Origin of the sequence: Achromobacter sp. GbtcB20, assembly GCF_019091095.1 — a bacterium.
GTDB lineage: Bacteria > Pseudomonadota > Gammaproteobacteria > Burkholderiales > Burkholderiaceae_B > Achromobacter > Achromobacter mucicolens.
Map to the genome: position 1 here is coordinate 1 of NZ_JAGXJZ010000248.1, position 434 is coordinate 434.

The following is a 434-nucleotide window of genomic DNA, read 5'->3' on the forward strand; positions in this document are numbered from 1 at the left end:
GTGAATCCGATCTGACGCTGACCAACGCCAACGACGAATTCTCTGGCGTCATACGCGGCAACGGCGGTCTGGCGGTCGCCGGCTTCGAGGTGCTGAGCGGCGCCAACACCTATACGGGCGCGACGAGCGTCGCCGAATGGTCGACCCTGGTGCTGTCGGGCTCGGGCGCCATTGCCGCCTCGAGCGGCCTGGTCAACAACGGCACGTCCGACATCGCCGCCACGAACAGCGGCGCCGAAGTACAGTCCCTGTCCGGCTCGGGCGCGGTGCTGCTGGGCGATCAGACGCTGACCCTGACGAATGCGCACGACACCTTCGCTGGCGTCATCCAGGGTAACGGTGGCCTGAACATCGCCGGTGGCCACGAGATCCTGAGCGGCACCAACACCTATACCGGCGCGACCGCGATCGCAAACGGCGCAGGTCTGGAACTG

Annotated in this window: 1 protein-coding gene; it reads left to right on the plus strand. The window is 66.6% G+C overall.

Going from position 1 to position 434, the window contains the following annotated elements; translation table 11 throughout:
* Positions 1–434: autotransporter-associated beta strand repeat-containing protein (locus KVT32_RS28825; RefSeq protein ID WP_371825635.1), on the plus strand; the 434-nt coding region annotated here is incomplete at both ends.